14 protein-coding genes are annotated in these 20,409 nt (G+C 59.8%); 4 read left to right on the top strand and 10 right to left on the bottom strand.

Annotation, left to right across the window (positions count from 1 at the left end):
- The first annotated feature begins 22 nt into the window (after positions 1-22).
- Positions 23-556 carry a phage tail protein gene (locus EKH79_RS13485; protein ID WP_126674332.1) on the top strand — a complete coding sequence of 178 codons (534 nt, stop codon included), beginning with the start codon at positions 23-25 and terminating at the stop codon, positions 554-556.
- Positions 553-1,116, top strand: coding sequence for a GNAT family N-acetyltransferase (locus EKH79_RS13480; RefSeq protein ID WP_126674331.1), 564 nt, complete (start codon positions 553-555; stop codon positions 1,114-1,116). The genes EKH79_RS13485 and EKH79_RS13480 overlap by 4 nt, the downstream gene beginning before the upstream one ends.
- On the opposite strand, the gene EKH79_RS13475 is transcribed toward EKH79_RS13480, so the two are convergent.
- The 5 genes from EKH79_RS13475 to EKH79_RS13455 form a co-directional block, all read right to left on the bottom strand.
- Positions 1,113-1,406: a DUF6916 family protein gene (locus EKH79_RS13475; RefSeq protein WP_126674330.1), complete on the bottom strand. Its 294-nt coding sequence runs from the start codon at positions 1,404-1,406 to the stop codon at positions 1,113-1,115. The two genes, EKH79_RS13480 and EKH79_RS13475, sit on opposite strands and share 4 nt — an antisense overlap.
- A 150-nt stretch (positions 1,407-1,556) precedes the next feature.
- Positions 1,557-2,879: a hypothetical protein gene (locus EKH79_RS13470; RefSeq protein ID WP_233590307.1), complete on the bottom strand. Its 1,323-nt coding sequence runs from the start codon at positions 2,877-2,879 to the stop codon at positions 1,557-1,559.
- 233 nt (positions 2,880-3,112) lie between these two features.
- Positions 3,113-3,556: a hypothetical protein gene (locus tag EKH79_RS13465; RefSeq protein WP_126674328.1), complete on the bottom strand. Its 444-nt coding sequence runs from the start codon at positions 3,554-3,556 to the stop codon at positions 3,113-3,115.
- Positions 3,557-3,639: 83 nt separating this feature from the next.
- A complete protein-coding gene (locus tag EKH79_RS13460; protein ID WP_126674327.1) occupies positions 3,640-5,673 on the bottom strand; it encodes an alkaline phosphatase family protein in 2,034 nt (677 codons plus the stop codon).
- A gap of 209 nt (positions 5,674-5,882) precedes the next feature.
- Positions 5,883-7,541, bottom strand: a complete 1,659-nt coding sequence (locus EKH79_RS13455; RefSeq protein WP_126674326.1) for a multicopper oxidase family protein — start codon at positions 7,539-7,541, stop codon at positions 5,883-5,885.
- A 561-nt stretch (positions 7,542-8,102) separates the two neighbouring features.
- On the opposite strand from EKH79_RS13455, the gene EKH79_RS13450 reads away from it, so the two are divergent.
- Positions 8,103-11,138 (top strand): ligand-binding sensor domain-containing diguanylate cyclase, encoded by a 3,036-nt coding sequence (locus EKH79_RS13450; RefSeq protein WP_233590306.1) that lies wholly within the window; start codon positions 8,103-8,105, stop codon positions 11,136-11,138.
- Positions 11,139-11,193: 55 nt separating this feature from the next.
- Here EKH79_RS13450 and glnA read toward each other — a convergent pair whose 3' ends face one another.
- The 4 genes from glnA to EKH79_RS13430 all read right to left on the bottom strand — a co-directional run bounded on the left by glnA (position 11,194) and on the right by EKH79_RS13430 (position 16,353).
- Entirely contained in the window at positions 11,194-12,606 is a 1,413-nt protein-coding gene (glnA, locus tag EKH79_RS13445; RefSeq protein WP_126674324.1) for a type I glutamate--ammonia ligase, read from the bottom strand.
- A gap of 363 nt (positions 12,607-12,969) precedes the next feature.
- Positions 12,970-13,812, bottom strand: coding sequence for an aldose 1-epimerase (locus EKH79_RS13440; RefSeq protein ID WP_233590305.1), 843 nt, complete (start codon positions 13,810-13,812; stop codon positions 12,970-12,972).
- A 1-nt stretch (position 13,813) separates the two neighbouring features.
- Positions 13,814-14,830, bottom strand: a complete 1,017-nt coding sequence (locus EKH79_RS13435; protein WP_126674322.1) for a glycoside hydrolase family 43 protein — start codon at positions 14,828-14,830, stop codon at positions 13,814-13,816.
- Positions 14,831-14,868: 38 nt separating this feature from the next.
- Complete coding sequence (locus EKH79_RS13430) at positions 14,869-16,353, bottom strand: MFS transporter (RefSeq protein ID WP_126674321.1); 1,485 nt, start codon at positions 16,351-16,353, stop codon at positions 14,869-14,871.
- A 355-nt stretch (positions 16,354-16,708) separates the two neighbouring features.
- Between EKH79_RS13430 and EKH79_RS13425 the strand changes: the two genes are divergently transcribed.
- Complete coding sequence (locus EKH79_RS13425; protein WP_126674320.1) at positions 16,709-17,695, top strand: endo-1,4-beta-xylanase; 987 nt, start codon at positions 16,709-16,711, stop codon at positions 17,693-17,695.
- 15 nt (positions 17,696-17,710) lie between these two features.
- Here EKH79_RS13425 and EKH79_RS13420 read toward each other — a convergent pair whose 3' ends face one another.
- Positions 17,711-20,398 (bottom strand): glycoside hydrolase family 3 protein, encoded by a 2,688-nt coding sequence (locus tag EKH79_RS13420; RefSeq protein ID WP_126674319.1) that lies wholly within the window; start codon positions 20,396-20,398, stop codon positions 17,711-17,713.
- Positions 20,399-20,409: the final 11 nt, after the last annotated feature.

The following is a 20,409-nucleotide window of genomic DNA, read 5'->3' as shown; positions in this document are numbered from 1 at the left end:
CGCGCCACAGGGAGAATTCAGCATGACTACACCGTATCTCGGCGAAGTTCAGATTTTCGGTTTCAACTATGCGCCGTATCAATGGGCGATCTGTGCTGGGCAGCTTATGCCCATTCAGCAAAACACCGCATTGTTTTCACTGCTCGGCACCAACTTCGGCGGTGACGGCAAATCCAATTTCGGTCTACCGAACTATGGCGGCACCACGGCGTGCGGACAGGGACAGGGGCCAGGGCTCACCCAGCGCGTCGTTGGTGAATCGTTCGGCAGCGAAAGCGTGACCTTGCTGCAGTCGGAAATACCGGGGCACAACCACACTCTGAACTTGCACGGTCAGCAGGATCAGAGCCTGCGCCATGGCATACCGGCAAATGGCGATTTCTTGCTGCTGCCCGCCAACGCCACGCCATTCGTTTCGCAACCACAGCCCAACGTCAACTTTGCGCCGAGCATGATTGGCACCGCAGGGCAGGGCCAGCCGCACGAAAATCGTCAACCGCTCCTCGCCTTGAATTTCTGCATTGCGTTGTCAGGCCTGTTCCCGCCGCGGCCGTGAGCGCACTCTCGCTGAGCGATCTGGAGTTTCCGCCATCGCGCCAGCCCACGATCCCGTTTTCCGAAGCCCTGCGCCAGCGGGGCTTCGGATGGCGCTCAGCGGAACAAGGCGACGTGGACTTCATGCGCCGCTTGTATGAGACGCTGCGCGCGGATGAAATGGCTTTGATCGCATGGCCCGAGAACACTCGCGCATCTTTTCTCGACAGCCAGTTCGTTCTGCAGCATCGGCATTTCACCACGCACTTCGAGCACGCTGAGTTTCTTGTGCTGGAGCACGCAGGGACGTCTATCGGCAGGCTCTATCTGCTACGCGCGCCGCCGCGTTGGCTGATTGTCGATATCGGATTGTTGCCGACGTGGCAGAACCATGGCCTGGGCGGGGCGCTGATACAGCAGCTGCAGCAAGAAGCGCGCAATGCCCGTGCACAGGGATTGTCTCTACACGTTCGACTCGATAATCCACGTGCCCATGCGCTGTATCTGCGGCTGGGTTTTCAAAATGAAGGTGTCGATGGCATGCATTTGCTCATGCATTGGGATGTGCCAGCGGCCACTTAGTTGAACACGGCCTGATACACGAATCCGTCGTGATTGCGCGCTACCGGCACCAGAAAAATGCCGAAATCGCCGATGCCCGGGCTCTCCATCTGATAGATGCGCTGCGGGAACAACACGGCCGAGGCGTGATGAAACAGGAGCGAGAAAGGCGACCGCACCGCACCCTGCATTGTCAGTGCCGGTAACGGCCTTGCCTCGACCAAAACGAACGGCGACTTGCCGTGCCCAAGATCGACCGTGAAAGTCTCATTGATGCGACTGGCGAAATGTTCGAGCGTGAGAATCTGCATGGCCACACCCCCTGCGGTTCTGCAAAACGTAAGTGTCGCATGGAAGCAACGAACACGACAGCCTGCGCAGAACGATACGCACGTAAATACGCCGGAGAGGATCATGCCGGTCCGATCGGTATCGCGATCAGACCGGCATGAATACAGCGCTTAGTGCAACTGATTGAGCGACGGATCGCGCTCGACCTTGAACACCTTGGCCGGCGGTGTAATCGACTTCATCAGCTTCAGCTTGTTCTTCGTCTGCTGGCAGGCATTGCCGCCTTGAACGAACACGCCGTCCTGCGTGCACTTCCAGTCGTAGAAATTCTGGATGCCGCCAGCGAGCTGCAAGCTGAAATCGGTGCTGAGTGCACCGGTGTCGAACGGCTTTCCTGCCGGTTCATTCTGGAACCAGCGCATCCACTCCTTCGAACCAACCGGTGGCACTTTGTCGGGCGCCTGGAAAGTCGGATTCATCGGCGACAACTGCGGACTTTCCGCGGTCATGTGACAACTCAGGCAGGCACTCACCGGATTGTCCACCGGGCCATCCAGACGTCCGTTCCAACCGAGATGCGTTGGCGGTAACTCGGAAGTCTTGGCATTGATCGCCGTCTCCATGATCGTCGGATTGATCTTGGTCACCGTCGGTTGCTTGTTGGTGTAATCGTTGCCGGTGTTTTCCGGATCGTTGCCCCACATCAGCCCGACCGGCACCAGGTTGTCCCAACTCGGTTTACCGGTGATCTGGCCGTTGTATTGGAACGTTCCGAAAATCCAGCCCGTGCCGGGAATGCGCGTGTCGCGGATGGCAAAGTCCATCTGGATCAACGCCACGTTCTTGATCTCGCGATTGGCCGAATCGAAGCTATCGGTCACGTAGGCTTGCCACAGCACCGGATTCACCAGGAACGGCACTTGTTTGAGATCGACATCCGCGAACAACGGTTTGCACACCACCGTGCCGTTGTGAAAACTGTTCGGTTGCGATGTCACGCTCGGGTCGGGATTTTGCGGATCTTTCCACACCTGGCCGATGGTGTAACCGCCGATATCGTTGTAGATGCCCACGGCGAATGTCTGACCGGTGGTGATCTGCGTCTGCGCCAACTGCTTCGACTGGATCTGCGCTTCTTTGGTGAGCCCATGGATGCCTTCGCGTCCCAACGGGCCGTAGTGCTGCCAAGGTGCGTGATACCAATTGCGGACCTTGTTGTTCTGCACATACCAATCGCTTTCGACATTGCCTTCCAGGCAGTACTTCTTTACTGCATCGACGTACACGCGCCACTGTTCGAAGTCGTTGGTCAGCTTCGGCGGCAGCAGTTTGAAGAAGGCCGGAAGCGGCCCGGTGGGAAGTGTTTTCGGATAGTTCTGGCTTAGCTGGAAGATCGGCCCGGTGTAACTCGCGGGCGGCTGGTATCCATAGTCCGGAAAGGTGCCCGCATGTGCGGCACCCGCCATCATCACGAGCGCCGCGACGGCACTCATGATCCTGCTTTTCTCGAAAAGCATGATGTATCCCCTGTTGAACGTGTGATTCCCTCACACGAGTGTTACGCCCCTGTGCGAACGGTGTCCGGCGTAGAAAGGACATACGTCCGCGGTTTAGCGGGCATAACATCACCATACACGTGTGGGGAACACGTGAATTTCGCGCGAACCGAATGTGTAGGCGATTTGCTTACGTTTTTGACGATGCAGTTACAGCGCAAGAACTTTTTTCAGTCGCTCGGACCGGTACACGCCGCATAGCGCTGCGCCTCGATCTGCAACGCATCTTGACCGTTCAACACGACGTCGCCGGTGTAGTGCATCGCCGAATCGAGATCGATATGGCCGTTGCCGGATTTTCCCGAGCAGGTGGCGTTCCATGCCAGCGTCGTGCTCGTGCGGTGTTCGCCGGAGCGTTGGCATGTGGGATCGGGCACCAGCACGTCGACGAATACTTTCCACGGATCGGCGCCGTCATCGAGGCATCGCCATTTCACGATGGTCTTGTCGGCGTGACCGCCAGTGACCGTGTGCATGGTGATTTTCCACAGGCCGGGCATCGCCTGAAAATCGCCGGGATCGGCATGCGCATTCGAGCTGATGGTCTGCGATGCGCTGACCAACAGCAAGGCAGCAAGCGGATTGGACCAGCGGCGCAGATAGCGTGATGTCATGGGTATTCCGTGTCTCGCGTTGCGAATTCAAAAACGCACATGCCCTGCCCACCGAAGCGGGCAGGGCATGCGTTGAAGCTTACTCAGTTCTGCGTGGAAGCAACGTTGCCGTTCCAGCCACGATGGAAGTCGAACATATCCATCAGATCGCCGATGGCAGGTGCATTGACCGGCACATACGGATTGTTCCCGAACTGGATCGGATTCGGCAGATTGTCGCGGCTGCGGCCGGAAATCGTTTCATCGATACCCCAGTTGGCTTCGACGAATTTGTCGAACGACACGTGATCGAAGTAGGTGTGCACCACGCGGCCACCGGTGGAGTACTTGGAAACCACGAGCAGCGGAATGCGCGTACCGTCGCCGAAGAAGTCGATCGGCTGCACATAACCGGAGTCGTAGTAACCACCACCTTCGTCGAAGGTGATCATGATCGCGGTGTTGTCCCACAGCGTCGGGTTGGCCTGCACCATCTGCACGATCTTCTGCACGTAACCTTCGTACAGCTCCAGCTTCGACGAAGCCGGGTGGCCGTCCAGCAGTCCGTCCGGCTTAGCGATCGCCACGGCCGGCAGCGTGCCGTTCTGGATGTCGGTGTAGAGGTTGTTGATGTCCTGGTTGTTCGCGCGCAGGGTCGGATTGGTCATGACCTGCGTGGAGTACAGGAACGGATCGCAGATGTTGCAGAACGTGCCGGCTTCACCGGATTCCGTACCATTCGACCAACCTTCGCCGTAGTACTTCCAGCTGACGTTGTGGCGATTCAACAGCAACGCGAGGTTCTGCTGCTTGGTCGGCGGAACGGTGTACTGATCGGCGCCCAGCGGAGCGGCAACACCGGTGCCCAGGTAACCCGGGTTGTAGTTGTTCACCAGATAGTAGGCGCCAGCTTTGCAATCGGTGCCGCGGAAGGTGTGATACGGCAGGCTCTTCAGATAGCTACGAACCGGTGCCACGCCAGGTTGCGTGTCATCCGCGCAGTTCACGTAGGAACCACCGCTGTAGCCATCCTGCACCCACCAGTTGTTGGTGCCCGACTGCGAGTTCGGATTTTCGATCTGGTTCGACGGCGGCACGGCAGGGTTGCCGTTGGCGTCGGCGTAATAGATCGCGTCACCGAAGCCGAGCATGATGTGGTTGGCACCCGTGCCGCCCATCACCGACTGGTGGAAGTTGTCGCTCAGCGCATACTGCTGGGCCAGTTGCTTCAGGTACGGTGCATCGCCCTGCGCCATGTTGAGGAACTGCATGGAGGTCGAGCCTTCACCGGTGCTTTCATCCGTGAAGTTCGCCGGCTGCGTGACGCCATTGTTGCCAGCGCCCATCGTCACTTCGACCCATGGGAACAAGTCGGCGCGGCAACCGCTCGGGTTGGCACGTGTTGCGTTGTGCGTGTTGCAGTCCAGCTGCTGCCACATCTGGAAGAAGCGATGCACCGGACTGTTGGCATAGTCGTTGTAGCTGATCGACGCGTGCATGCTCACGGGAGCATTCGTCAACGTCGCCGGGAAGCGCGTGTCGACGACATCGTTCGGCAGACCGGTGCCACCTTCGGCAAGTTCCGCATAGTCAGCCGTCGGCAATGCGGGTTCGATGGCTGCTGCCTGCGCGGCCGAAGCGAGGTATGGCTGCGTCGGTGCGCCGCCTGTATTCATCTGCGGCAGGTTGGCATAGGCGCTGGTGCGCGTCGGCGAGTTCGAGTAATCGCCAGTCTGGCTTGCCTGCCACTGTTCCGCCTTCGCGACGTTCGGACCCGGCGTGCCGTCGGCCTTTACGATGCCTTCGGACAGCAGGTTGTTGACCGTCTGGCCAGCGGGCGGCGTGTACGTCGCAAACACGTGATCGAACGTGCGGTTTTCACCGATCAGCAGAATGACGTGCTTGATCGGCGTGCGCGTGCGATTGCTGTTGTCCTGACCCGAATTGGGGTTGTACAGCGTTACTACACCGCCGGGTTGTCCATTCACCGGCGTGGTCGCTGCGTTCGGCACTTTGGCGCGGAAAGCAGCATCGTTGGAAGTGTTTGAGGTTTGTGCGTTGGCCAAACCGACAATGCCGGTGACGAGCGCGCACAATGCAAATGGTTTCAAGCTGGTACGGCCAAACTTCGTACGCATGTCTGGTGTCTCCTGCTGGCATTCCACGAAAGCCTGCAATCGAGTAATCCCCCTGATTACTGCTTGCGAACATCTCGCCCCTCGCAAGCGCCGAAGAGTGTGCGCTGCGTACATGACGTAACGTTGGCAGGAGCGCGACATAGCGTCGCGATCTGATGACAGTGGTGCGACAAGCGTGATGGTGCACATACTTTGTATTGACGTCCCTTTTACGAATGCGCCGGCAAAACTTCATATGGACGCATCATTTCGTTGTCTTCGTGCTCGAGAAAATGACAATGCCAGACATAACGGCCCGGCTCGCCTTCGAAACGCATCGCAATGCGCGTGACCATGCCCGGATCGGCGCGAACGGTGTCTTTCCAACCTGCCTCATGCGATTCAGGCATAACGGCCGGTCCGGTGAATTTCAATTCACGATGCGAATTCCACGCAAAGAGATCGAAGGGGCGACGGTCGATAATCTGAAAGCGCACGAGATGTAGATGAATAGGATGCGCGTCGCCGCTCAAATTGACGAAGCTCCACGTTTCGATGCTGTTTTGCAGCGGCTTCTCGGAGATCGGCTCGTGCCAGCGCTTGCCATCCAGCAACATCGTCATGGCGTAGCCATTGGCGTCGTCGATTTCGTTCAGCGTCATCACGCGACGTTGTGCTGCCGAGGTCACATCGATACGCGGCACGGCTTTTAGTGCGGCTGGCAATACGGAAGTGTCGCGAACGCTCTGGCTACGCACGCGGAATTCGAGAATGCCCTGCGATTGATGACGAAGCTGCACGCTCTGGCCGGCGAGGCTTGAGAAATCGATCACCACATCGGCGCGTTCGGCGGGATACAGCTCGACGCGATCGCGTTGCAACGGCGCGGCCAGCAAGCCCTGATCCGTCCCGATCTGCTGAAAGACATGATCGTGCGAGAGCGAAAGATCGAAGAAGCTGAAGTTGGCGATGTTGACGATGCGGAAGCGATAGCGCCGCGGCTCGACTTCGAAATAGGGAAAAATCTTGCCGTTGCACAAAGCCAGATTGCCGTTGCATTGCATCACCCACGGCGCGGACGGATCGTCGGACACCGGGTAATACAGCTGTCCATCCTGCGCGACCAGCCGGTCGCACAGCATCAACGGAATGTCGTAATCGCCTGCTGGAAGATTGAGTGCTTTTTCTTCGTCGTCGCGCACGATGAATGCACCGGCGAGTCCGGCATAGATATTGAGCCGCGTGATGCCCATCGCGTGATCGTGATACCAGAGCGTCGCGGCATCCTGGCCATTCGGGTAGTGATAAAGCGCCGAGCGGCCTGGGGCATACCAATCTTCCGGATAACCGTCGCCATCCGCTGGAACGCGCGCACCGTGCACGTGCGTCACGACGCGTACTTCCGGCTTGTCTTTTTCCGCACCGTGAATGGTGTGATCGATCGGCAGGAAGTGTTTATCGGGCAGCGCGTTGACCCATTCGACGAGCAGCGGCTCATCGCGCTTCGCTTCCAGCGTCGGCCCCGGAAACGAACCGTTGTAGCCCCACATCGGCGTTGCAGGAATGTCGCGGTGGAGCTTGGCTTTGAACGCGCGCATGTCGATGCGGTAATACGGCAACTCGCGACCCGGATAACGCGGATGCGTGCGCGTGCCGGTGGCGCGCGCAATCGGCGGCACGGGCAACGGATCGACAAAGCGCGCCAGCGATGTGGGATTGATCAGCGGCACCTTCGGCGATGCCAGCGTCGGCGCACTGGTTCGTGCCGCCATCGGCATCGTCATCGGCGGTGGTGTGAACGCGCGTGCGGTGCGCCAAAGATCGGCCAATGCCACCGCGCCGACCCATCCACCTGCCCCGCGCAGAAATCCGCGTCGCGTTATCGCCATGTGTGTACGGCCCCAGCAAACAAGCCCCTGAAAGAAACATCGAGGTGCGAAAGCGCCAGCCTGAGGGCATCCAGTGCTCGAGTCATCCAGCCACCCTAAGAGGCGCGAGTGACAAAAATGTTGCAGCGCAACTCTGTTACATGAAACAACAGCTATCTGTTACATGAAACAGGAAGTAAGCGATGTGAGCGGGACATCTTAAATCGCCAGCTCTGGTTGCTTCGCGCGGGAAATCCACCCCTTTCACCGGTCAAGCCGCCCACCGGCGATCAATGAAACGTTTGTTCGCAAGAAAATCCTGCGCGCCGTGTGACGACGGTCATGCCGGATCGCCTTGCGAAAGGCGTTCGTTTTCGCTAACGCGCCCACTATGATGGGTTCGTCTGTCATCCGGCGTAGTCGGATGGTAGGTGGCACCGTTATCAAGGGGTTGCTCTAGCCGGTCGCGCGACGCATGAGGCAAGCGTGGAGAGCAGGGGTTTTTCAGAGGGGCGGGGTGATGCGTTTTAGTGACGTCGCAGTTCGGGGTTACCCGGCTGCATGATGCGCGATCGGACGTCCATGCTGAGCCGGGCATTGTTTGCCTGGCTGTCATGTCTTTTTGTTCTGGCGCTGCCACTTCATGTTGCGCTTGCCGGCGACGATCCGTGGGCGCCTCTGGACATCCCCTGGTTCGATCGCCTGAGCGTGAGCGACGGGCTGCCGCATTCCATCGTCACCTCCCTGGCCCAGGACCAACGCGGGCTGATGTGGATCGGCACCATGGGCGGCCTTGTTCGCTACGACGGTTATCGCTTGCAGACGTTCAGCGACGCATCCGGCCATACCGCCGAACTGCCAGACGCCTATGTGCGCTGTCTGCTGGCGCTGCCGGATGGAAGCCTGCTGATCGGTACCAATGCCGGTGGCCTGACCCGCTTCGATCCGCAGAGCGATCGGTTTGTCACCTACCCCATCGGTAAAGGCGGCACCAGCGACCGCAAGATTTACCAGATGTCGCGCGACGGCAACGACGGCGTGTGGCTTGCCACCGAGCGCGGCCTGGATCACCTGGATCTGCGCACCAACCGGATTGTTTCCGTCGTTGGCGCAGGAGGCGCGATTTCGCCGCGCAACTTCGGTGTACTGGAGGATCGCGAAGGCAACGTGTGGCTCGGCAACGACCACGGCCTTTTTGTGCGAACCGCAGGCAGCAAGGCGTTTGTTCGCCCACCGCATCCGCCCGGTATCGTCGACACGGTCTTGAAGGATGGCATCTGGGTCATCCATGAAGACAACGAAGGAAGACTGTGGGCGGGCAGTACGCAGTCGGGTGCGGTGTATCGGGATCGCGATGGCACCTGGCACGCCCTTGCCGGTTACAGCGGCTACGCGGCGAACAACGAGCGCCGCTCGACCGTGCGCGATGTGCTGGAAATCGGCCCGAACACGATCTGGCTGGCGACCGATGGCAACGGCATCCTGGTCTATTCACCCGACACAGGCAGCTTGCGGGCCTTGGCACATGATGCCGCGCTGCCATCTTCGCTGCCCGGCGATTCGCTTCGCGCACTGATGCAGGATCGGGCGGGAAACGTGTGGGTCGCCACCGATCTGGGCGTGGCTCACACGCAACCCAATGCGCGTTCCGCTTTCACGATCCTGCCAGCCGTCACGCAAAGCGCGCAGGGACTGGCCAATACGAATGTGCGCGGCATTTACGTCGATTCCAGGCAGCGAATCTGGCTCGGCATGAGCGCGGGCCGGGTCGACATGATCGACCTGAAAGCCGGACGCATCCAGCATCTGCAGCTTGGCGGCAATCAGACGCATCGCGACGTTCAGGCCTTTGCCGAAATGCCCGACGGTTATCTTTGGGTGGGCACGCAGGGCATCGCGCGTATTTCACTCGACACGCTGACCGTGCAGGATTCCCTCATTCCAGCGATCGACGACAAGCCGGTACTGCATCTGCTTGCGGACGGTGAGAACCTGCAAATCGCCACGTACGACGGCGTGTATCGCTACGACATCAACACGCATGCGTTGATGCATTTCAACCATAAGGTCAACGATCCGCAGAGTCTTGCCAGCGATACGGTGCGGCGCATCGAACGCATCGGTCACGATGTCTGGTACCTCACGAGTCACGGCATCAGCATTGCGGCGGACATGACGCAAACCGATCACTTCAAGAATGTGATCAGCGATGCCAACGATCCGAACAGTCTTCCGAACTTCCTGGTCAGCTCGGTGGCCGAAGATCCGCAAGGTCACCTGTGGGTAGGCACGTATGGCGGTTTGGCCATGCTGACGTCGCATGACGGCGACGCGCCGTATCGTTTCAGCAGCATCGGCATGGCGCAGGGTTTGAGCAGCGACAACATCAATGCCGTGCAATCGGACGACAACAGCAATTTGTGGGTCAGCCTGACCGGTGGCGTGTCGCGCATCGACGGCAAAACGCACGCCGTGCACAACCTGAGCAGTCGCGATGGTTTGCGCATACCCAGCTACATCTATGCATCCGCGGCACGTGCACCGACGGGCGAACTGCTGTTTGGCGGTCTTGGTGGACTCACCGTTATCCGCCCCACCTGGCAGCCGCCGGAACGGACGCAAGATGCGCCACTGGATGTGACATACGCCGTGATCAACGGCAGTCCGCTTCCCTTTGGCCAGCTGCCCAAAGCCAACGATGCGCTGAAACTCAAACCGCAAAATCGCAGTTTGCGCGTCGATTTTGCGCTGCTCGATTATCAGGCGCCGTCGGAAACCAGCTACAGCTATCGCATGGAAGGTTTCGACGACGACTGGATCGACGTGCCGCGCGGCAGTTTGCCAAGTGCGATCTACACCAACCTACCGCATGGCAAATACAGCTTGCACTTGCGTGCGACGACGCAGGGTTTGCGTTCACGTGTCGTCGAAACGACGCTGCCGGTGATTGCCGAACCGCGCTGGTATGAAACCGTAACCGCCCTGATCGTCGCAGGCGTCTTGCTGCTTGCGGTGCTGATGGGCGTGGTGCAACTGCGTACGCTCTATTTGCGGCGCCAAGCGGTGTATCTGCAAAAGCAGATCGATCTGCGCACGCGCGATCTCATCACCGCCAATGAGCGTCTTGACGAGCTGGCGAGCACGGATGAGTTGACCGGCATTCTCAACCGCCGGCGCTTGCTCGAAATGGCCGAAGGATTTCGCCAACTGGCCGAAGACGGCAACGTCTGCGTCGCATTGCTCGATCTGGATCGCTTCAAGCGCGTCAACGATACCTACGGGCATCTGGCGGGCGACGAGGTGATTCGCGCCGTCTGCCGAACCATTCTTTCTCACTGCCGCGACGGCGATGTCCTGGGTCGCTATGGCGGCGAAGAGCTGCTGGTTTGCTTGCCCAACAGCACGATCGAAAAGGGCATGACGGTAGCCGAACGTATTCGCGAAGCGGTTGCCGCCGAAGCCGTTGTGCACGATGGCCGATCCATTCCCGTTACCACCAGCATCGGTGTGGCCGCATGGCGCGAAGGCGAAACGCTGTCGCAATGGTTGATCCGCGCCGATAGCGCGCTATATGAAGCCAAGGGACTCGGCCGCAACCGCTGCGTGGCGGCTAAGTAAAACAACGGGCGCCGAAAAGCGCCCGTTGTCTTGCACACCTGCAATGTAAGCGCGATCAGATCGCGTAGTACATCTGGAATTCCAGCGGATGCGTGCTGGCGCGGTAACGCGTGACTTCCTGCATCTTCAGTTCGATGTACGCGTCGATGAAGTCGTCGCTGAACACACCGCCGGCCTTGAGGAAGTCGCGATCCTTGTCGAGCGCATCGAGCGCTGCGTCGAGGCTGGAGCACACCTGCGGAATGTTCTTCTCTTCTTCCGGCGGCAGATCGTAGAGATCCTTGTCGGCCGGCGCACCCGGATCGATCTTGTTCAAGATACCGTCCAGGCCCGCCATCATCAGCGCGGTGAACGTGAGGTAGCCGGACTGCATCGGATCGGGGAAGCGCACTTCGATGCGGCGACCCTTCGGGTTCGACACGAACGGAATGCGGCAGCTGGCCGAACGGTTGCGTGCGGAATACGCCAGCATCACCGGCGCTTCGAAACCCGGCACCAGGCGCTTGTAGCTGTTGGTGGTGGAGTTGGCGAACGCATTGATCGCGCGTGCATGCTTGAAGATGCCGCCGATGTACCACAGCGCTGTCTGCGAAAGACCGCCGTAGAGATCGCCCGAAAACAGATTCTTGCCGTCCTTCGACAACGACTGGTGCACGTGCATGCCGCTGCCGTTGTCGCCGACGATCGGCTTGGGCATGAAGGTGACGGTCTTGCCGTTCTGGTGCGCGACGTTCTTGATGACGTACTTCATCGTCATCAATTCATCGGCCTTCTGCACCAGCGTGTTGAACTTCACGCCGATCTCGCACTGGCCCGCATTCGCCACTTCGTGATGATGCACTTCCACCACCTGGCCCAGCGATTCCAGCACTTTGCACATGTCGGCGCGCAGATCGTTCAGCGAATCGACCGGGCTCACGGGGAAGTAACCACCCTTCACACCCGGACGATGGCCGCTGTTGCCCTCGTCGTATTTGAAGCGCGAACTCCACGCGGCTTCCTGCGATTCGATTTCATAGAACACGCGGCCCATGTCGTTCTGCCAGCGCACGGAATCGAAGATGAAGAATTCAGGCTCCGGACCGAAGAACGCGGTGTCGGCGATACCGGTGGACTTGAGGAATGCCTCGGCGCGCTTGGCGATGGAGCGCGGGTCGCGGCCATAGGCCTGCATGGTGCTCGGTTCCAGCACGTCGCAATGCAGAACGAGCTGCGTGTGGCCGCTGAACGGATCGAGGTAGGCCGTGGCCGGGTCGGGCAGCAGCACCATGTCCGATTCGTTGATGCCCTTCCAGCCCGAGATCGAGGAGCCGTCGAACATCTTGCCGTCCTCGAAGATCGACTCGTCGATCGTGTGCGAGGGGAAGGTCACGTGGTGGTGCTTGCCGAGCATGTCGGCAAAACGAAAGTCGACGAACTCGACGTCATGTTCCTGGATAAGGTCGAGTACTTTTTTGACGGCGGACATGGGGAAACCTCAAGATGGGTTGAACAGCACGCGTGCATATTGGCAAGCTTCGTACCAACTGCATAACGCTTTCAGAATCAGAAAGTTAAATTAGGTTACGCGGCAAAACGAAATACTTTTGCACCAAAATAGGGCGTTTATTGTAATGCTTTGGTGCACGCTGACCCAGGCCGTCGAGCACCGCTCTCAAGTATGTACGCTCTTCGCAAACTTTGCTGTCGCATTGAGAGGCTCGATCGCTCCAGTTTGCTCCCGAAGTGCTAAAGCGGATATCGCGGGCGGTGCCCCCACCTAGTGGGGCGCTCCGGGCGGATAGTAGAAATCACGAATGACATTCGTTGTATCTGATCGCGCCCGATCGTCTCAGTCCCGGCTTTTCGCCTCGCCAGTCAGCCACTCCAGCGTGAACCATGTCGAGGCCGTTGCGCCGGATGCCAGGGCGACGGGATCGAGGTTGAACGCGTCCGGTGGACCACTTTGTGGTTCCACGCAGGTGGTTTGTACCGGCTCGTCGTAAATCACCCAATGATCGCCATCGGATGCGAGGCGCAGCGTTTGTACGCCGCGATGCAATAACACCGGATGCGTGTTGATGAAACAGTCGTCCCATGGACCGGGCGTTGGCGGTTGCAACGGGCGCACGGCGATACCTTCGCCATCACGCGGATACATCGCATCGGGCCGAAACTCGATGGCATCGGGTTTGACGAACCATGGATGCCATCCGAGCACGGGTTTTGGCATCGCTTGCGCGCCAGCAGTGACGGCGAGTTCCAGCCGCAAGGTGCGGCCTTCTATCGCGATGCGCTGGCGTGCGGTGCCACCGAATGGCCAGCGCTCGTCCTCGGGCAACGGAAGTATCAATTCGATTTGCGTCGAGGTATGCGCCGCTACCTGCCACGGCAAGACGAAGCCGACGCCGTGGATAGCATGCGGGCCCAGGTTGATCGGCAACTGGTAGGCCTGCCCGCCGAAGCGGAAGCGGCCATGCCGAATACGCCCAACCCACGGCAACATCGGATAACTGCCCCAGGCGATGGCAGCAGCGTTCGCATCGCTGTGGCTAGCGAGCCATGTGACGCCTTCGCACATGATCTGCGCAATGCGGCCGCCGGCATGCGGCGCGATGGTCACCGCAAGTGTGTCGTTGCCGATGTGAATCAATTCGCCCGGCGGCAGCGACTGTTGCGCAGCGTCGCGTGCCACGTCACTTGCCATACGGGTGCAACGTCTCGATGCGGCCGTCGTCGTCATAGCGCAGCTCGGTGACTTTGATCGAGCGCAAGTGCGTGACGCCATCCGACAACAATGCGTCGTGGTAGTACAGCCACCATTTGCCATCGAACGCCACGATGGAATGGTGCGTGGTCCAGCCCACCACCGGCGTGAGAATCACGCCCTGCCACGTGTAGGGGCCATACACGTTGTCCGCGGTCGCATAGCAGAGCAAGTGCGTGTTGCCGGTGGAATAGGAGAGGTAGTACTTGCCGCGATATTTGTGCAACCACGGCCCTTCGAAATAGCGGCGCGCATGATCGCCGGCACGTAACGGCTGACCGTGTTCGTCGAGGATCACGATTTCGCGCGAGGGTTCGGCGAACTGTTTCATGTCGTCGCTGAGCCGGGCGATGCGAGGACCGAGCGCGGGTTCGTCGTCGGCCGGTTCCGCGTTCGTTTGCGCGTATGCATTGTCGCGATAACTCTGCAGCTGGCCACCCCACAAACCGCCGAACGCCATGTAGTACGCGCCATCTTCGTCGCGCAGCACGGCAGGATCGATGGAATAACTGCCGACGATCGCTTCCACTTCAGCCTTGAAAGGGCCTTCTGGCCGGTTGCTCACCGCGACGCCGATCTGGAACAGGCCATCCGCACGCTTCGCCGGGAAATAAAGGTAGTACTGGCCGTTTTTATAAGCAGCGTCCGGTGCCCACATCTGCTTTTCTGCCCACGGCACGTCTTTGATGTGCAGCGCGACGCCGCAATCCACCGGCGCACTCATCGGCGTGTCCTGCCGAAAGACGTGATAGTCCTCCATGCAGAAATGACTGCCCAAATCGTCGAAGGGCACGCCACCTTCGATGTCGTGCGAGGGATAGACGTAGAGCCTGCCTTCGAACACGTGCGCGGAGGGGTCTGCCGTGTAAAGGTGTGTCACCAGTGGCTGCGAGATGGCGCGTTGCCGGAAGTGATCGAGTTCGGCGGGACTGAGGTCGTCGGACATGGCGGCAGTGAGTCGATGAAGAGTCGATGGATGAGTGGTTAAGCCGCAGCGGTTTGCAGGCGGCGCGTAGCCAGTTCCTGCTCGATGTGCGTCTCGGTGCGCTTGTCGATCTTGTAGAGGAACAAAAGCGCCACGCCGAGCAGGAAAGGAATGGAGCAATACACACTCACCGCCAGCTTGATGCCGTGCACTGCGTCAGGCGATTGCACGGCGTGATCCGGCACGTAGCCGTAGATGGAAAGGATCTGCGCGACCAACGCACCGCCGATCGAAAGGCCAGCCTTCAGTCCGCACAGAATGGCGGAGAACACGATGGCCGTCGCGCGACGATGATTTTTCCATTCCGAGTAGTCGGCCACATCCGCCACCATCGCCCACAGCAGCGGCGTCGTAATGCCGTAGAAAAAGCCGTGCAGCATGTAGGACAGAATCACCAGACCCACCGACTGCGGCGAATACAACGCAAAGGCCAGCAGACACACCGTGGAAAGCAGCAGCGCACCGCCGAACACATCGCGCTTGCCGTAGCGCTCCGCCAGCCGGCGCGAAAAACCGATGCCGATGATCATGCAGAGGATCCCACCTGCGCTGAACAGACTGAAAGCCGACGTCGGAGCGTCCTTCGGCCACTGAAAACCGGTGAGCCCCACGCTCACCAACAGCGCGTTCAAGCCGCCGATGAAATGGTTGAAGCCGATGTTTTCCAGGAAGCGTGCCAGGTCATCGCCGTCCAGGTAGTACTTGAAGTAATACACATACATGCCGCCCTTCAGTGCCAGCGTGACGAACACCAGCACCGTCAGCGCCAGCATGATCTGCCACGGGCGATTGACAGCGAGATCGGCGAGATCCTGCCGAATGCTGGAGCTTTGCGCTGCCGTCGATACGACGCGTTCGCGCGTGGTGAAAAACGTAATCAAGAAAAATATTGTGCCCACCACCGCGAACAACGCCATGACGTGTTCGAAACCCGCGGCCTTGTCGCCATGACCAAGAATCAGCACCAGCGGCAGCAACAACACCTGGATGATGAACTGCGCAATCATCACCGCCACGAAGCGATACGACGAAAGACTGTTGCGTTGATCCATGTTGCCGGTCAGCACGCCACTCAACGCCGAATACGGCAGATTGTTGGCGATGTAGATACCCATCAACAGCGTGTAGCTGGCGAGCGCATACGCCACTTTGCCATGCTCACCCAGATTCGGTGTGCTGAAGGCAAGCAACGCGAACACGCCAAACGGAATCGCCGTCCATAACAGCCACGGTCTGAACTTGCCCCAGCGTGTATGCGTGCGATCGGCGACCAGCCCCATCACCGGCGTGAACACGAACGCGCCGAGCAAGCCGACAGCAAAGATCACCGTGGCGGCCGTTTCGGCGGGAATGCGGTACACGTCGGTGTAGAAGAAGGCGAGAAAGCTCACCAGCGTCTGGAAAATCAGGTTGGCAGCGAGGTCGCCGAGGCTGTAGCCGATCTTCTCCATCACGGAGAGTGCTTGCGAGTTGTCGTTGCTCATGCGCGCCGATACTGCCTGTTGGATATCGGTCCGCGCGAATGCGCGGCGCCGGAACTGTGCCCCCGTGCGGAGCCATCCGGTCCGCCGCCCTGATCCACGAACGTCGGCAGCCATGGGTGGCCGCCAGCTCTGACGGAACACCAGAAAGGTAGCGCTAACAATCAGACCGGACACGCTGCATGGCAGCAATTTCCATGACTTCTTCGGCTAAGTGAAAACGCACCGGATACGGCGTGCCTATTGCTGCGTTGCATGTGACTTTGGCGCGCGTTGCTGCAATGATTGGTAGCGCTACCATAAATCCACGGCGCGCACACTGCCGTCAGACGATGAATCCATGTTCGGGGGAAGGATCATGCGCAAGACCATCATGAGGTTTTCGGGCCTATTGCTGTTGTTGCCGCTTGCACTTCACGCACAACAAGGACCGCTGGCTGCGGGCCAGCCGAAGTTTCTGGGCTGTACATACAGCGCCAAACAAGCACAAGACTTCGCCAACTACTGGAACAAACTCACGCCGGAAAACGCCGGCAAATGGGGCAGCACGGAACCCGTGCGCGGCCAGTTCGATTGGACGGCGCTGGATGATGCGTATCACTTCGCCAAATCGCACGGCATTCTTTTTCATCTGCATGTGCTGGTATGGGGCCGTCAGCAGCCGACGTGGATGCTACACCTGCCGCCGGACGAGCAACGCAAGGAAATCGAGAAGTGGATGGATGCCGCAGCGGCGCGTTATCCGGATGCGGATTTCGTCGAAGTGGTGAATGAATCGCTGCATCACCCGCCAAGCACACGTTACGAGGACGGCGGCAACTACCTGCAGGCGCTAGGTGGTAAGGGCGCCACCGGTTGGGATTGGGTGCTTATCGCCTTCCGGATGGCGCGCCCGCGCTTTCCGCACGCCAAACTGCTGATCAACGACTACAGCATCATCAACACACCCAGGGATACGGCGCGTTACCGCTCAATCATCGAACTATTGCAACACGATCATCTGATCGACGGCATCGGCGTCCAGGCGCATGCCTTCGAAACGCATGGCGTGTCTGCGACAACCTTGCGTGCCGACCTCGATACGCTGGCTGCCACAGGCTTGCCGATCTACATCACCGAGATGGACATCGATGGCCGCAACGACGCGACGCAACTGCGCGAATACCAGCGCGTGTTTCCCTTGTTCTGGGACGATCCTGCGGTAAAAGGCATCACGCTGTGGGGATTCCGCCCCGGTTTGTGGCGCGATGCGCAAGGCGCCAATCTCGTCCGCAAGGACGGCAGCGAGCGTCCTGCGCTGGTATGGCTGCGCGGTTATGTGCGTGCAGAACATCCAGCGCAGTAACGCGCGCCATGCAAGTTACATGTGCACTTCGAACGGCGCGTGCTGGCGGATGTCGGCGCTGGATGCGCCGATTTCCACTTCATAGCGTCCCGCATCGACGGCGTAGCCGCGTTTCTGTTCGTCGTAATAGTGCAGGTCGCGCGTGGGCGTGATGTCGAAGCTCACGCGTTTGTGCTCACCCGGCTTCAAGTGGATGCGTGCGAAGCCACGCAGTTCGCGGTTGGCACGTGCATGTGGCGCATCCAGTGCGCGCAAGTAGAGCTGCACCACCTCGTCGCCTTCGCGCGCACCACTGTTGGCGACATCCACCGAAGCAGTAAATGTTTCGTCGGCGCGCAGACGATTGTTTGTCAGTTGCAGCGCCGAATAAGTAAAGCGCGTGTAGGACAGACCATAGCCGAAGGGATAGAGCGGCGTGCCTTTGAAGTAACGGTACGTGCGGCCGTCCATGCGGTAGTCGTCGAAGGCAGGCAGTGTTTCGTCGCCCTTGTAGAAAGTCACCGGTAGGCGGCCCGCCGGATCGGTGGTGCCGAACAATGCATCGGCTACCGCCGTGCCGCCGCGTTGGCCTGGATACCAGGCCATCATGATCGCCGGTACGTGTTGTTGCGCCCAGTCGACCGCCAGCGCGGAACCGCTGGTCAGCACCAGCACCACAGGTTTGCCTGTGGCTTGCAGTGCTTCCAGCAACTTTTCCTGCGTGGCGGGCAGGCGTAGATCGGTCCGATCGCCGCCCGCAAAACCGGGGTAGCTCACGTCCATCTGTTCGCCTTCCAGCTCGGCGGTGAGGCCGCCGACGAACACGACCACGTCGGCATTGCGTGCAGCATCCAGTGCTTCGTCGAACGGCGGCTTGGCGTTCGGCAAATGCCACGCAAGTTGCACGTTGTCGTTCTTGTTGTTCTTGGCGTATTCGATGCGCAGGTCGTAAGGCTGGCCGGCTTTAAGATCGAGTTGGACCTGCTTGGGTGTTTTGGCAGTGTCGCCAACATCCCAACCATCAAGCACCAGCTTGTTGTCGATGTAGATACGGAAGCCGTCGAGCGCGGCGGCATCCAAGGTGTAGTGGCCGGAGACGGGCGGCAGCAGTTGGCCGCTCCAGCGCACGCTGAAGTTGTTGGTCGACAGCGCTTTTTCGGCAGGCAGTTCTCCCTGCATCACCATGTCGTCGGTGGGTGTGGCGTCGTCCCAGCGAAAGTCGATGCTTGCGTCGGTGCGGGTGACCACCGGTGTGGTGTTGAATCCTTCGCCGCGGAAATATTCGGCCTTCAATCCGTGCTCATCGCTGGTGGCCGAGGGACGCAAGTAAGCCGGTACGATCAGCATGGCATCGCCATGGCCGCCCATGCCTTCCACCAGTTCCGCGCCACTCGCATAGGTGACTTGTGCTTGCGGTACGGCTGCGCGGATACCGGCGAGAATCGTCACCGGGGCTGCCGGTGTACCGTTGTAGTTACCGAGCAGCGCTCGAACGCTGTCGGCGGTAGGCCCGATCACGGCGATGCGCTTGACGTCGCGCGAAAGCGGCAGCAGGCCGTTGTTCTTCAGCAGCACCAGCGATTCGTCGGCCGTGCGCTGCGCAAGTGCATCGTGTTCCGGCGCCTGGTTTACCGAGTAGGGCAGCTTCGACCACGGCACCATCGCGGGCGGGTCGAACATGCCAAGGCGCATGCGTGCGGTCATCAAACGCGTGACCGCTACGTCGATGTCGGCTTCGCTCACCAGACCCTGATGCACGGCATTGACCAAGGCAGCGTACGTGTCGCCGCAATCGAGATCGTCACCGTGTTTCACCGCCATCGCGGCGGCTTGCTCGGCCGTGCTCACGACCTTGTGATACTTGTAGATGTCTTCCACGGCGTCGCAGTCGGATACGACATAGCCTTTGAAGCCCCAGTCGCGCCGCAGGATGTCTTGCAGCAGGAGCTGGCTGGCCGTCGCCGGTTCGCCGTTCACGCGATTGTAGGCGCCCATCACCGCATCCACCTGCCCTTGCTGCACGAGTGCCTGGAAGGCGGGTAGGTAGGTTTCGTAGAGATCGCGATCGGACGGATGGACGTCGAAGTGATGGCGCGTGGATTCCGGCCCGCTGTGCACGGCGTAATGCTTGGCGGTGGCATCGAGCTTGCGATAGTGCGCATCGTCGCCTTGCATGCCTTGCACAAAAGCAACGCCCATGCGCGAGGTGAGATAGGGATCTTCGCCGTAGGTTTCCTGTCCACGGCCCCAGCGCGGGTCGCGGAAAATGTTGATATTGGGCGACCAGAAGCTGAGCCCTTGGTAGCGCTCGTGCATGCCTTCGCGCTGAAACTGGTTGTACTTGGCGCGCGCTTCATCGCTAATGGCGTTCGCTTCCGTCTTCAGCAGCGCCGGGTCGAATGTCGCTGCAAGACCGATCGCTTGTGGAAACACCGTCGCCTGTCCCGCGCGCGCGACGCCGTGCAGACCCTCGCTCCACCAGTTGTAAGCGGGAACACCGAGACGCGGAATTGCCGGTGCGGTGTTCTGCATCTGCGCGACTTTTTCTTCCAGCGTCATGCGCGCAACGAGTTCGGCGGCGCGTTGCTCGAAGCTTTGGTGTGTGTCCAGCCACGGCGCCTGTTTCGCTGTGTTGATTTGCGTTGCAGTGGTTTGTGCCGTCGCCGACGCAGCGAGCGTAGTCAGCAGGATGGCGAATGTGCGGGAAAGTGTCGTAGTGCTCATGGGATTCATTC

Source organism: Dyella dinghuensis, assembly GCF_003977615.1.
GTDB classification, from domain to species: domain Bacteria; phylum Pseudomonadota; class Gammaproteobacteria; order Xanthomonadales; family Rhodanobacteraceae; genus Dyella_B; species Dyella_B dinghuensis.
Note: the sequence above shows the minus strand (reverse complement) of the source record. Positions and strands in the feature narration are given on the sequence as shown.